The sequence below is a fragment of the Flavobacterium anhuiense genome (genome assembly GCF_004151235.1).
Classification (GTDB): Bacteria; Bacteroidota; Bacteroidia; order Flavobacteriales; family Flavobacteriaceae; genus Flavobacterium; species Flavobacterium anhuiense_A.
This window is the reverse complement of the sequence record NZ_JUIV01000002.1, coordinates 273,835-287,222: the sequence shown is the minus strand read 5'-3', so window position 1 is coordinate 287,222 and position 13,388 is coordinate 273,835. Positions and strand designations below refer to the sequence as shown.

General features: G+C 34.5%; 9 protein-coding genes. 5 read left to right on the top strand and 4 right to left on the bottom strand.

What is annotated here, in order from left to right; genetic code table 11:
- Positions 1-2: 2 nt before the first annotated feature.
- A complete protein-coding gene (locus NU08_RS04085) occupies positions 3-587 on the bottom strand; it encodes an RNA polymerase sigma factor (protein ID WP_129745976.1) in 585 nt (194 codons plus the stop codon).
- 131 nt (positions 588-718) lie between these two features.
- Between NU08_RS04085 and NU08_RS04080 the strand changes: the two genes are divergently transcribed.
- From NU08_RS04080 to NU08_RS04060, 5 genes are all read left to right on the top strand, one after another.
- Positions 719-1,018 carry a hypothetical protein gene (locus tag NU08_RS04080; protein WP_129745975.1) on the top strand — a complete coding sequence of 100 codons (300 nt, stop codon included), beginning with the start codon at positions 719-721 and terminating at the stop codon, positions 1,016-1,018.
- A gap of 183 nt (positions 1,019-1,201) precedes the next feature.
- On the top strand, positions 1,202-2,185 hold the full coding sequence (locus NU08_RS04075) for a hypothetical protein (protein WP_129745974.1): 984 nt from the start codon (positions 1,202-1,204) through the stop codon (positions 2,183-2,185).
- A 111-nt stretch (positions 2,186-2,296) separates the two neighbouring features.
- Entirely contained in the window at positions 2,297-4,249 is a 1,953-nt protein-coding gene (locus NU08_RS04070) for a PKD domain-containing protein (RefSeq protein ID WP_129745973.1), read from the top strand.
- A 151-nt stretch (positions 4,250-4,400) separates the two neighbouring features.
- Complete coding sequence (locus NU08_RS04065) at positions 4,401-7,037, top strand: CHAT domain-containing protein (RefSeq protein ID WP_129745972.1); 2,637 nt, start codon at positions 4,401-4,403, stop codon at positions 7,035-7,037.
- Entirely contained in the window at positions 6,973-7,410 is a 438-nt protein-coding gene (locus NU08_RS04060; RefSeq protein WP_129745971.1) for a retropepsin-like aspartic protease, read from the top strand. Before NU08_RS04065 ends, NU08_RS04060 begins: the two co-directional genes overlap by 65 nt.
- Before the next feature lie 70 nt (positions 7,411-7,480).
- Here the strand turns inward: NU08_RS04060 and NU08_RS04055 are convergent, their stop codons facing one another.
- From NU08_RS04055 to NU08_RS04045, 3 genes are all read right to left on the bottom strand, one after another.
- Positions 7,481-8,755 (bottom strand): TCR/Tet family MFS transporter, encoded by a 1,275-nt coding sequence (locus tag NU08_RS04055; protein WP_317126345.1) that lies wholly within the window; start codon positions 8,753-8,755, stop codon positions 7,481-7,483.
- A gap of 297 nt (positions 8,756-9,052) precedes the next feature.
- The gene (locus tag NU08_RS04050) at positions 9,053-12,229 is read right to left on the bottom strand and encodes an efflux RND transporter permease subunit (protein ID WP_129745969.1); all 3,177 of its coding nucleotides are present in this window, start codon (positions 12,227-12,229) and stop codon (positions 9,053-9,055) included.
- A 91-nt stretch (positions 12,230-12,320) separates the two neighbouring features.
- Positions 12,321-13,388, bottom strand: coding sequence for an efflux RND transporter periplasmic adaptor subunit (locus NU08_RS04045; protein WP_008466154.1), 1,068 nt, complete (start codon positions 13,386-13,388; stop codon positions 12,321-12,323).

Sequence of the window (13,388 nt, the reverse complement as noted above, 5' to 3'; positions counted from 1 at the left end):
GATTAATTGTTTTTTAAAGAGTTAAAATTTTTTGCTTCTTGAATCCATTGCGTCAGTTGGCCTACGCATAACGATTTCTTTTTTCGCACATAACCATAAGTTACGTTTAGTTTTTCGGCCACTTCTTCCATTGATTTTAGAGAAAAACTGAGTTTCAAAACTTCCTGACATTTCTCTCCCAGTTTTTGGAACATGGTTTCAAAAAGTTTTTGTTTTTCATCAAATTCTTCTGCCTGAGCGATCAATTCGTGAGCAGATTCATTGATAGATACTACATTCTCATAAATTGTTACCCCTTTATTCGCAGAATTTTTCAATTCGTTCAGCCAGCGTCTTTTGCACAACAAGAAAAAATAGGCATCAAACGGACAAGTAAGCTGAAGTTTTCCGGCTTTCGCCTGATTAAAAAGCAAAATCATGATTTCCTGAATCACATCCTGCGCCTGGTCTTTATCCCCAGAATTATTGGTGATAAACTGAACGACTTTTGGCGCAAACTTTTTATATATCATTTCGATAATTACCGAATCGTTTGCAGCAAGACCGTCGATATATTTTTGATCAGGATGAATTTTATTTTGATCCATAAAAAAACATTTTACAGCTAATTTAAAAAAAAGAATCTTAAAAAATTTCAAAAATAAGAGGTAACAATATTACAGTCAATTGTATATAACGAAACAAGAATCTTTTAAAAACCTTTAAAAAATTAAAAGAAATGGAAAGTTATCAATTTATAGATGAAAAAAACCTGGATCGTTTTTATGAAATAATTGCAGCCAAAACACGTAACGGTTTTGTAATTACAGAACAGAATGAAAAACTGCCTTATGTGGTTTTGTCTAAAGAGAAGAAAACCATAAATCATGCTTTCCATCTTTTTCTAAGCGTACTAACTTTTGGCCTATGGCTAATTGTCTGGATCTATTTGACTATTAAATTTTCACGCAAAAAAGACATTTTGGTTGCTGTTGACGAAGATGGAAATCTGTTTGAAGACAAATGCATTTCTATTTAAAAACTAAAATGGGGTAACAAATTTCCAACTCAATTGATATAACGATATAAATGCCTTAAAAATATTTTTTGAAAAAGAGGGTAACAAAATCAAACCCGAATTGATTTAACATTAAAATTAATTAACCAAATCTGAAAACTACTTGAAAACAATCAAGACAGATTTTATAAAAACTAGAAAATTATGAAAACAAATTTTAAAAAAATCGGACTTTTAATATTAGCAATGGCAGCATTTGCAAGTTGTGACAATAGTGACGGAGAAGATATTAAACTTTCGCCTCCTACTTCGGCTGCCTTTAAAAGCATTAGTGAAAAAGGAGTAAAAAGAAATACTCAAAATTTTACTATGACCGCTGGAAATGGTGTTGTTACCTTAACTTCAGCAAAGGGTGTAAAGCTTTACATTAACGGAGATTGTTTAACCAAAAACGGAAATCCAGTAACAGGGCAAGTCGATATTGAGTACATCGAACTTTTTGACAAAGGAAATATGTTGGTTACTAACAAACCAACTATGGGAATTACAGCAGACGGAAAGAAAAATCTTTTAATTTCTGGAGGAGAATTCTTCATCAAAGCAACTCAGGGGGGAGTCGAATTAAAAACTTCATGCACTATGAACATGATTGTTCCAACAGCATTGACAAATGGTTTTGATAACTTAATGACTTTATGGACTGGAGTTATAGATGAAGATGGCGAATTGGCTTGGAGAGAAGCAAAAGCAAATGCTGACGGAACTGGCGGAAAAGGCGGCGTACAAGGCGAAGGAAATAATTATTATGTCACTTTCGGCAATTTCGGATGGACAAACGTAGACCGTTTTTATAGCGATCCAAGACCAAAAACAACTCTTTTGGTTGATGTCCCAGACGGATATAATAATACAAACAGTGCAGTTTATCTTTCTTATGACGGAGAAGGTACAAATGCTCTCGCTAAACTGGATACGTTTACTTCTGAAGGTTTGTTTAGCGAACACTACGGACAAATTCCGATTGGATTAGCTTGCCATATCATTTTTGCAACTGAAGATAATGGCAACTGGCGCTACGCTATAAAAGGAGTGACAATTTCTGCAAACGCAGTTTACAACTTTACTTTAGCCGAAACAACAGTCGGTACAGAAGCTCAACTAGTTGCTGCTATTAATGCCATACAGTAACTTCTAAATGCTTTTTTTGAGAAAAAGTGGTGATTTGCTCATCACTTTTTTTTACATTTAATCTTGTTTGAGATTTCATTCAGAAATTTTAAACCTCAAAACTATCTAGTTATGAAACCACAACTGTCTATTTTCTTTATTCTATTTTCTATTTTTTCAATAGGACAAACCAAAGTGAAAGACACCATAACACGAAGAGCCAATATAGGTTTTATTCAAAACGGAAATCAGGTTTCTTTTAAACCAGAAACGCCGCCTTTGATTCCGATTGCAGGTGCGCCAAAGCCAAGTTATTCTTATTTATGGGAATTGGGAGACGGCCATTACAGCAAAGAAGCCGAACCTAAACATGTTTATAAAAACAAAGGAACTTACACAACAAGACTTGCTGTAACGAATAATTACGATAACGGAAAACCTCCCGCAACTCGCCCGAAGAAAGTCGCCATAAACGATGTTACAGACACCAATTATAAAGACATTGCTTCTATCGCCGATCAGAATGGTTTTGCGATTATTAAAAACTGTGATCCTATTCCAGAACAAGAAATGGTAGTTGTGGTAAGTTATCAGAATCTTGAAAATTATGTTTCTAGCGGAAAGCTTTATTTATTTTATAATGAAAAGCAATTCAAACACAATAATTTCGAATTAAGCGATTTTAGAACGTATGCAGGCGAACGCGAAGTGAAAGAAAATCTAGTTGCTGCGACTGATGATTTAAATGATTCGAATACTTTTTTGGCTTCCGCCGAAGGGAATTTCAAAACCAAAAAATATAGAAATACCACAACTGAAGAAGATTTGGATGCTTCGCTTTCAGATGCCAATAAAATCTATCATAATGTTTCTATTTTAGAATTTGATGATGCGAATCCGGGAGAAACCCGAAATATTTTTTATACTTTCAAAACTACTCCCGAAATGATAAAAGATACCAGTGCAACGGTTACCATGCGCGGAATTTTTGTTCCAAACAGAAGCTATAAAAACCATAAAGTGAAAAATCTGGAAATGGAAATTGTAACTTCTCACGATCCAAACAAAATGGGTTCTAACGGAAGTTTTATGAATTACAGATTAGTGCGTTTCAAACGAGTAAATTTTAAAACCCGTTTTCAGAATAATGGTGAAGGTCCTGCGAGAAAAATCCGTTTGGAAACCGATGTTCCTGACATGTTTGACAAAAAAACTTTTCAGATTGAAAGCATGTATCCCGAATGTCCGATTTGTCCAAAAGGTGAAGAACCAACTGTAAGCTGTCTCGATACTATTATCAAACAGAAACAAATCATTTTTACTTTTAAAAACATTTATCTTCCTGGAAGCGAACAGAAAAATGTACACGAAAAAGATTCCACAAAAGGTTATGTGAAATACTCGATGAAGTTTGGCGAAGATTTTCATAAGGTGAAAACCAAAAGCCGAACCGCCATTATTTTTGATAAAAACGAACCTATTATTACCAATTATGCCACTACTCGATTCCTTCCTGGAATTTCGATTGGTGCAAAAGCAGGTTATAATTTCTATCCTGATTTAGATAAATCGACAAGCTATTTTGTCGGCGCTACGCTTTCGCCTTTTAAATCGTATCGTTTTTATTGGCAAGTGGAATGGGAAAATGCTTTAAACAAATACGATAGTAAAGTAAACGTATCGGAAGAATTTAATACAAATGCCAACGGAACCAGACAATTGGTACGCACCACAACTGCCACTGAAAATAAAAATGTCAATTGGGAAATCCCTGTTTTAATTCGATATAATATCAACAACTACATTGGGGTTGGAGCGGGAATTCAAACGAATGTAAATGTGTATTCAGAACAGAATCGAACCACCACGGTGGATACTTATGAAGGCGATAAGGAGAACTTTTTGATTAGTTCAACAACAAGTTCTAATACGATAAAAAACAATTTCTCAGGCTTTAAAACGGGACTTTTATTTGATTTAACAGCTGGTTTTGCTAGAATCGGACCTAGCTTGGGTGCGCGTTATGTGATTAATTTTGAACAGAATTTTAATTATTTTCAGGTTTATGGAATTTGGAAGTTTTAGAGGTTATACCGCAAAGATTCGCAAAGGTTACGCAGAGACACGCAAAGAATATTTTGCCACGAATTTCACTAATTTCCACTAATTTTAAGTAATGCTATTTTGAGTTTCGATTTGTGAAAATTCGTGAAATTCGTGGCAAAAACAATATAATATGAACTTACATCACTTATATGGTTTCATGTTTCTTTTCCTGTGTCTCAATGTTTTTGGGCAAAATCAGGAGGACAAAATATATAATGCAGTTGATAGTTTTACCGCAAATCCTTCCGCGGAAGCGTTGCAGAATTTAAGAAACATAGAAAGTGATTTCTGGAAAAGTGCCAAGACCAAAACCAAAGATGAATTATTGGCAATTGTCATTTTAAATTGCAATAAAGCGTATTATGAAAATCAGTTTGGACAGAATTTAGATGCGATAAAAAGCTACGAAAAAGCTTGGATGATTTACCAGAAAAACAAACTGAAAAATTATGATATAATTGAATTCTGCCTGAAACCTTTGGGCAATTTATATACCGTTTTGGGCGATTATGAAAATGCCGAAAACACTATCAAACAATATTATTTTATTGCCAGCCAGCAGAAAAACAAGAGCCAAAAAACGGCCGCAATTCTTAATCTTTCAAATGTTTATCAAAATACCGGTAACGTTTATAAAGCAATAGAATTGATTGAAAAAACAATCCAGACCGAAAAACTTTCTGCTGTTGAAAAAGGTCTATTATTGAATAATTTGGGAACAAACTATGTTTTATCTTCTAAAAAGGCTGAAGCTGAAACTTCATTTTTAAAAGCTGTTTCTCTTTTAAAAAATTATAAAACACAAACCGAAACTTTGGCAAATGCATATCGAAATTTGGCACAGCTAAAAGTAGATCAAAACGATTTTAAAAAAGCTTCTGAATTTTTTGAAAAAGCAAAAACTGAATTCAATAAAAATCCGAAACGAGAACCTCGAAAAATAGGACAGTTTTATTATGAAGCCGCTTTTATTTCTTTTTCTGAAGGCAATTTAATTGACGCTCAGCAAAATTTAGAAATCGTTTTTAAAACACTTCTTCCTAATTATTCAGCTTCAAAAAATAGGCTCCCGAATGGAAATTCGCTTTATGCGGAAACGGTTTTATTGGATGCTTTAGATTTGCAAGCCTTAATTTATTTAGCCGAAAATCAGCCAAAAAATGCCTTAAAAAGTTATGAGCTTTCTTTTAAAATCGAAGAAATGATTCAGTCGCTTTTGGTTTATGAGAATTCTAAAATTATAACGCAAGTAAGAAACAGAAACAGAACAGAAAAATGCATTGAAATTTATCTTTCATTGTTTGAAAGAGAACGAAAAATGAATTATATAGAAAGTGCTTTTTTATTGTCTGAACATACAAAATCTGTTGTATTAAAAAGACATCTCAAAAATATTGAAACAATCTCGAGAGAAGAAAAACTGATTTTGCAACAGCTCCAAAACTGGAATACCATAATTCTGAAAGAACAGCAGAAATTAGAAGCCGCGAACATTTCTAAAATAAATGAAGCCGTTAAAAAGCAAAATGAATTGATGCTGCTTTTGAAAACGAAACAAAACAAAACCGATCAGAAAAAGAATTCTGAATTGGATTTAACTAAGTTATACGACAAACTGAAAAAAGACAATGCTGCATTAGTGGAATACTTTTTTGGAAGTCATTGCATCTACAATTTCACTCTGGAAAATAAAAAAATCATACTGCACAAAATTGAAACATTTGATAAAGAATTGCTTTCATTCATTGGGCTTTTTAAAGATCCTTCGGCAATTGCCAACAATCCTAAAAAGTATAATTTACTTGGAAATAAAGTCTATCAGAAACTTCAAATTCCAAAACTTGAAAAGCATAAAAATTTGATTATCGTTCCAGATGGAATTCTGTCTTTTCTGCCTTTTGAAGCTTTAATAAGCGAAATTTCAAACACGTCAAATTTTACCAAAATGCATTATCTGCTGGATAAGTTTGATGTTGCCTACAACAATTCTGCAGAATTATATTTGAATGCGAATACGCTTTCAAATGGCAAAAACAATATTTTAGGCCTTTTCCCTATTTTCGAAAAGACCAATTATGAACTTCCGTTTTCAAAAAATGAACTGCAGTCTATAAAACACAATTTTGATGGGCAGTTTTTTGAGAATAAAAATGCTGATTTCTCAAATTTCAAAAACAATGCAATAGGAAAGTCGATTATACATCTCAGCACACACGCTTCTTCGGGCGATCTGGAAACTCCTGCGAGCATCAAATTCTACGATCAAGAAGTTTTATTTTCTGAATTGTATAATTTACAATTCAATCCTGATTTGGTAGTTCTGAGTGCCTGCGAAACAGGAATTGGAAAACTCTATAAAGGCGAAGGCGCCATGAGTGTCGCAAGAGGTTTTCAGTTTGCAGGAGCGCAAAATCTATTATTTTCGTTGTGGAATGTAAACGATTATACAACTTCTGTGTTTATGGATTATTTTTATAAAGAAGTAAAACACAATTCGTCTTTTGTACATGCAACGTCAAATGCAAAAAGGGAGTTTTTAAAAGATGAAAACGTTCCAAATGCAAAAAAGTCTCCTTATTACTGGAGCGCTTTTGTGTATTACGGCACGCTCGAAAAACCTGAAAAGCAAACCAATTATATCTTATATATCATTAGTTTTTTGGGTTTAATTGGCTTATTTTTGGGTTTCAATCATTACAGGAATGGAAAATCTTCACGAAATTCTCAAAATAGAGAAATACAAAAAAATAAAGTTCAAAATAACTAAAACACAGCATTTGCAGATAAAAGCCAAAATTAATGGCATTTCTGGCAATTTCATTTTAGATACGGGTGCATCCAATACTTGTGTGGGTTTTGAGTCTATTGAACGCTTTGAACTTTCTGCTAAAAACTCTAAAACAAAAGCATCTGGAGCTGGAGGAACCGGAATGACAACACAAATTTCGTCTCAAAATAAACTGCAGTTAGGTAGCTGGAAAAGTAAAGGCTTTAGTATCGTAATTTTTGATCTTTCGCATGTAAATGAGGCTTTAGAATCTTTTAAAGCCAAACCTGTTCACGGCATTATTGGCGCTGATGTTCTATTGGAAGGAAAAGCAATTATTGATTATTTTAACCATTATTTGTATTTGAAATAGAAATTCCAATCAAAAAAAAATCCAAATTCCAAATAAAAAAGTCTTCAGTAAAATGAAGACTCTTTAGTTTTTATACAGTTTCTTGATTATTAATTTCTATTTTCGGAACCGCATGTTTTTTCAATGAAAAATAAGCTACAACTGTACTCAGCAACATTAAAACTCCTCCTAAAATAAAAGGTGCTCCTGCAAATTTAAAAGGTGCGTCGTCATGAGTGAAGAAATAAAATGTATTGGCCATCATTGGCGGACCAATAATAGAAGAAGCGCTCATTAAACTGGTTAAGGTTCCTTGAATTTCTCCTTGTTCGCTTGGCGCTACTTTACTTGCTACAACAGATTGTAACGCTGGTCCTGCAATTCCGCCAAGGCAATATGGAATTAAAAACACAAACATCATCCAGCTTTCTGTTGCAAAAGCAAATAATAGCATTCCGATTGTATATAAAGCTAAACCAGTGTAAATGCTTTTCTCATTTCCTATTTTCGGATTGATGTAACGAACCAATCCTCCTTGAACCACTCCAACTAATAAACCGATTATTCCCAATGAAATTCCGATCATTCTTTCGTTCCAATTAAATTGATAGATAGTGAAGAAACTCCAATTGCTTTGTACTGCATGAGAACCAACGTATAGTAAAAAAATAGCAACAATTAATCCAATTAATGTTGGGTGTTTTCTTAATCCTAAAATAGCTCCGATTGGATTGGCACGTTTCCAGTCGAATTCTCTTCTGTTTTCTTTTTTTAATGATTCTGGTAAAATGAAAAATCCGTAAAGGAAATTAAGCATGCACAGAACTGCGGCTGCGTAAAAAGGAACTCTAGAGCCATATTGACCTAAAAGTCCGCCAATAACTGGTCCGATGATAAATCCTAATCCGAAAGCAGCTCCAATTAATCCAAAGTTTTTTGCTCTGTTTTCTGCAGTGCTGACATCGGCAATATAAGCAGACGCGGTTGTAATACTAGCGCCAGTTATACCTGCGATAATCCTTCCAACAAAAAGCCAGATAATCGTTGGAGAAAATGCCAATAAAATATAATCTAATGAAAATCCGAAAAGTGAAATCAGGATAATCGGTCTTCTTCCGAATTTATCACTTAAATTTCCAATAACGGGAGCAAATACAAACTGGGTTATCGCATACGCGAAAGTTAACCAGCCACCAATTTTTGCAGCTTCGCTGATGTCTCCATGAATCAATTCTTCGATTAATTTTGGTATTACAGGAATAATAATCCCCCATCCTGTAATGTCTATTAACATGGTTATGAAAATAAAACCAATTGCTGCTGACTTGTCTTTTTGTAGCATAATATTTTTTGTAAGGTGATGCAAATAAACAGATTTTTCAATTAACAATAAAAAAATCCTAAATCTCAAGATTTAAATTCCAAAGTTCAAATTCCAAATTCCAATTGAAAGTGCTATTTTTTTCACGCAGATTTAATAAAGATTTAAGCGGATAAATACAGATTTTTCTAATTAAATCTGCCAAAAATCTGTAAAATCTGCGTGAAACTTTTTTAAGGTATTAATAAAAAAATCCCAAATTCCAATTTGAAGGAATCTGGGATTTTTCATTGTGAAATTCCGAATTCGGGCTCGGAATTTCACTATCAAAAATTAAAACTATTAATGAGTGTGTTTAGGATTGAAACCGTCTTCGCTTAATTCTGCTGGCGTATAATCCGCGTGCATTTCAGCTTCGTAGTCGATTTTTTCGCCTTTAGAGAATTTTCTAATGATTTTCTCCATAATATCATAGATTACAGGAACCACGATTAACGTAAGGAATAATGAAGAAATCAAACCTCCAATAATTACCCAAGCCAATCCGTTTTTCCATTCAGCTCCTGCTCCAGATGCCAATGCAATTGGGAACATACCAAATACCATCGCAATTGTTGTCATCAAGATCGGACGTAAACGAGCGTGGTTTGCCTGAATCAAGGCATTTCTGATTGATTCTCCAGCCGCTCTTCGCTGATTGGTATAATCGACAAGCATGATCGCATTCTTACACACCAGACCAATCAACATGATTACCCCTAAGATAGTAAAGATATTTAATGTATTGTTTGTTAATGCCAGTGCAAATAAAACCCCAATGAACGAAAGCGGAATAGCAAATAATACGACAAACGGGTGAACGAAACTGTCATACAATCCAACCATTACAAGGTAAACCAAAATAATAGCAGCTAATAATGCGATTCCTAAAGTACCAAATCCTTCTGATTGGTTTTCTTGGTCACCACCCCAGATATAGTTAACTCCGGTTGGTTTTTGCAATTTATCTAATTTTGCCTGCCATTGCTGAACAATCGTTCCCGCTGGCACCCCAACATTCTGACCTTGTACAGTTACAGAAGCTGTTTTATCTCTACGCTCCAATTTACTTGGTCCAGAACCTTCTGTAATTGTGGCGAATTGGTTTAATTTAATCTGCTGACCAGCATTGTTGATGAAAATCAAATTACTAACGTCTGTTATATTTTTTCTATCAAATTCGTTGTATTTAATGTTGATGTCATATTCATATTCACCAGCTCTAAATTTACCGTCTGTGTTACCACTGTAAGCAGTCTGCATGGTTAAACCAACTGTTTGAAGTGTTAATCCTAACGCAGCCATTTTATCTCTGTCAACCTGAACGTTGATCTCAGGGTTTCCATCCTCAACTGTTAATTTAATCTCAGTTGTTCCAGGAATGGTGCGTAATTCAGCTTCGGCAAGTTTAGCAAATTTCATAGCACTTTCTACGTTTGGACCTGTTACGATCAAACCTAAAGTTGCATCTTCAGCGGTACCTAAAATACCTACAGGAACTGTTTTTACTTTTGCTCCAACTAAAACTTTTTCCAATTTACGTTTCACTTTCGCAGCGTATACGTTGGCGTCATCTGTACGATCTTTTTGATCGATCATTTTAACGTCAATCTCTGCTTTGTATGCAGTTGCTTGAGCTGCTCCTAAACCTTCACTGGTTTGACCAACTGTTGTAATTTGGCTGAAAACATATTTCTCTCCTTTTAAGAAAGCTTCTGCTTTTTGCGTCATAAAGTTTGTCTGTTCTAACGAAGCGTCTTTTGGCATCTCGATTTGAACCAAGAACTCACCACTATCAGATGATGCGAAGAACTCTCCTCCAATGTATCCGCCTCCCATTAACCAGAAGATCGTACCAAAGAACATTACCACAATGACAACCATTGTTTTAATGTAGTGATCTAAACACCAGTTTAATAAGTGAGATACCCAGTCAGTAAAACGAGTTAAGTAGCTTTCAAATCCAAGGATAATTCTTCCGAAAAGATTTTTACCTTCAATATGCTCTAATTTTCCGAAACGTGATGATAACCACGGAATAATCGTAAATGAAGCCAATAACGAGAACATTGTAGAAATAATTACCGTGACACAGAACTGTGTAATAATGTTCGATACCAATCCTGTACTCATCGCAATCGGTAGGAACACTACAACAATTACTAATGTAATCGAAGTTACGGTTGCACCAATTTCGGCAGTTCCATCATAAGCGGCACGAATTCGGCTTTTACCCATCTCCATGTGTCGGTAAATATTTTCAAGTACAACGATCGCGTCATCCACAAGAATACCAACTACAAGAGATAAACCAAGTAAAGACATTAAGTTAAGTGTATAACCTAATAAATAGATTCCAATAAATGTTGCAATCAAAGATGCTGGAATAGACACCATTACGATCAATGAGTTTCTAATACTGTGCAAGAAGAACAACATTACGAATGCTACCAGAATAACCGCAATTAACAAGTCATGTACAACAGAATCTGCTGCTTCAAGAGTAAAAACTGTACTGTCTTTTGCAACTTCTAATTTTAATTGAGCCGATTTATAATCGTTCTCTAAAGTTTTAATTGTTTTAATCAACTGCTCACTTACCGCAACGGCATTAGCATCTGATTGTTTTACAATTTGAAGTACAATCGCACTTTTTTGATCGACACGCGCAATTTTCTCTGCGATTTTTTGCGTATCCTGAACATCTGCAATTTCTCCTAAACGAATTTGAATTCCATTTTGAGAAGAAACCACTAAGTTTCTTAATTCGTCAACATTTTTATATTTACCCGCTAAACGGATTAAGATTTTTTGATTACGAGTCTGGATGTTACCCGTTGGGAAATCTAAGTTTGAACTTAAAATAGTCTGCTGCACTTGCGGAACTGAAAGTCCGTAACCTTGCATTTTTACTGCGTCAAGGTTTACCTGAATCTCACGCTCTTGACCACCAATAATATTTACCTGAGCAACCCCTTGTACACGAGATAAAACTGGAGCAATCTTTTTATCGATCAAATCGTAAAACGCTGCTTCGTCCATTTTTCCATTTGCACCAAGCGTCATAATTGGTAAATCACTCAAAGAGAATTTAGTCAATGATGGTGGATCTGCATCGTCTGGCAAGTCACTCAAAATCGCATTGATTTTACGCTGTGCATCGTTCATCGAAATATCAACATTCGCATTTGAAGTCAATGTGATCGATACAATCGAAAGGCTCTCGTAAGATTTCGAGTCGATTTTCTTGATATTTTCCAAAGACGCAATCGCATCTTCAATTTTCTTTGTTACTGTATTTTCAACCTCACTTGGAGAAGCTCCAGGATATACAGTTGAAACCGTAATTACGTTGGTTTCGAATTTTGGGATCAGCTCGTAGCCTAATTGGCTGTAGCTGAACAATCCACCTAGTGTCAGAATTGTAAACAATACAATTACCAACGACGGACGTTTTATGGATATTTCGGCTAATTTCATATATTTTTTCTTTATGCTTTAAGCTGTAGGCAGTAGGCTTTAAGCTTTTAAATTGCTTATAGCCTATCGCTTAATGCTTATAGCCAAATAATTATTTAATAATTTCTACTGTATTTCCGTCTTGTAGGTTGATTTGACCTGTAACAATTACAGTTTCTCCGTCATTTAAACCGCTGATAATTTCAACCTTATCTCCTAAAATTCTTCCAGCAACTACTTTTCTCAATTTAGCAACTCCGTTTTCTACAACAAAGATTTCGTTACTGCTCACACTACCAACAAATGCATTTCTCGGAACTACTTTTAAGTTTTGTTTTTGGTTTGTTGAACCGAAAGTTGCAGTTCCGTACATACCTGCTTTTAAGTCATTGCTTGCATTGTTTGTAATTTCAATTTCTACAGGGAAATTTAAAGAAGCATCTGCTTTTGCAGCGATGAAAGTAATTTTTCCTGAGAAAGTTTTGTCAGGATAAACGCTTGCTGTAATGTTTACTGTGCTGCCTAATTTTAAGCTTGCTACTTGAGTTTCGTTTACAGTAACATTCAATTTTAATTTAGAAACATTTACAATATCAAATAATGCTGTTGCAGGCATTCCAGCCAAAATAGAACCTGGTTCGATATATTTTTTGTTGATGTAACCGTTAATTGGCGCTTTTACTCTTGTATCTCCAACATTGATTTTTGCTTGAGTATAATTAGATTGAGCGTTTGTTAAAGCCAATTTTGCCTGATCTAATTGTTGTTTTGTAACACCACCTGTTTTAAAAGCATTTTCATATCTAGCATAATCAGATTTTGCATTTTGGTATGCTGCCTCAGCTGCTTGAGCGTTTACGTTGATAACATCTCCTCTTACTGTTAAAAGAGTTTGTCCTACTTTTACATAGTCACCTTCTTTTACTAAAACACTAATTACTTTTCCAGATTTTTCAGCAGAGAAAGTCAATTCCTGAATTGGCACAAAGTTTCCGTTAGCAGTAAAAGCCAAGTTTACATCTTCAGTTTTTACTGTAGCCACTTTTACAGAAACTGCTGCGTTTTTTTCTGCTACAATGGCAGTTTTCGCTTCGTTTTCTGCTTTGTTCTTATTTAAAATGTAGCTAACTCCAAAAAAAGCTACAATTATGATTACGACTGTTATAATTATTTTCTTCAT

Coding starts and splice junctions, on each gene's coding strand:
- NU08_RS04085 (WP_129745976.1), bottom strand. CDS start 587: ATGGATCAAAATAAAATTCATCCTGATCAAAAATATATCGACGGTCTT.
- NU08_RS04080 (WP_129745975.1), top strand. CDS start 719: ATGGAAAGTTATCAATTTATAGATGAAAAAAACCTGGATCGTTTTTAT.
- NU08_RS04075 (WP_129745974.1), top strand. CDS start 1,202: ATGAAAACAAATTTTAAAAAAATCGGACTTTTAATATTAGCAATGGCA.
- NU08_RS04070 (WP_129745973.1), top strand. CDS start 2,297: ATGAAACCACAACTGTCTATTTTCTTTATTCTATTTTCTATTTTTTCA.
- NU08_RS04065 (WP_129745972.1), top strand. CDS start 4,401: ATGAACTTACATCACTTATATGGTTTCATGTTTCTTTTCCTGTGTCTC.
- NU08_RS04060 (WP_129745971.1), top strand. CDS start 6,973: ATGGAAAATCTTCACGAAATTCTCAAAATAGAGAAATACAAAAAAATA.
- NU08_RS04050 (WP_129745969.1), bottom strand. CDS start 12,229: ATGAAATTAGCCGAAATATCCATAAAACGTCCGTCGTTGGTAATTGTA.
- NU08_RS04045 (WP_008466154.1), bottom strand. CDS start 13,388: ATGAAGAAAATAATTATAACAGTCGTAATCATAATTGTAGCTTTTTTT.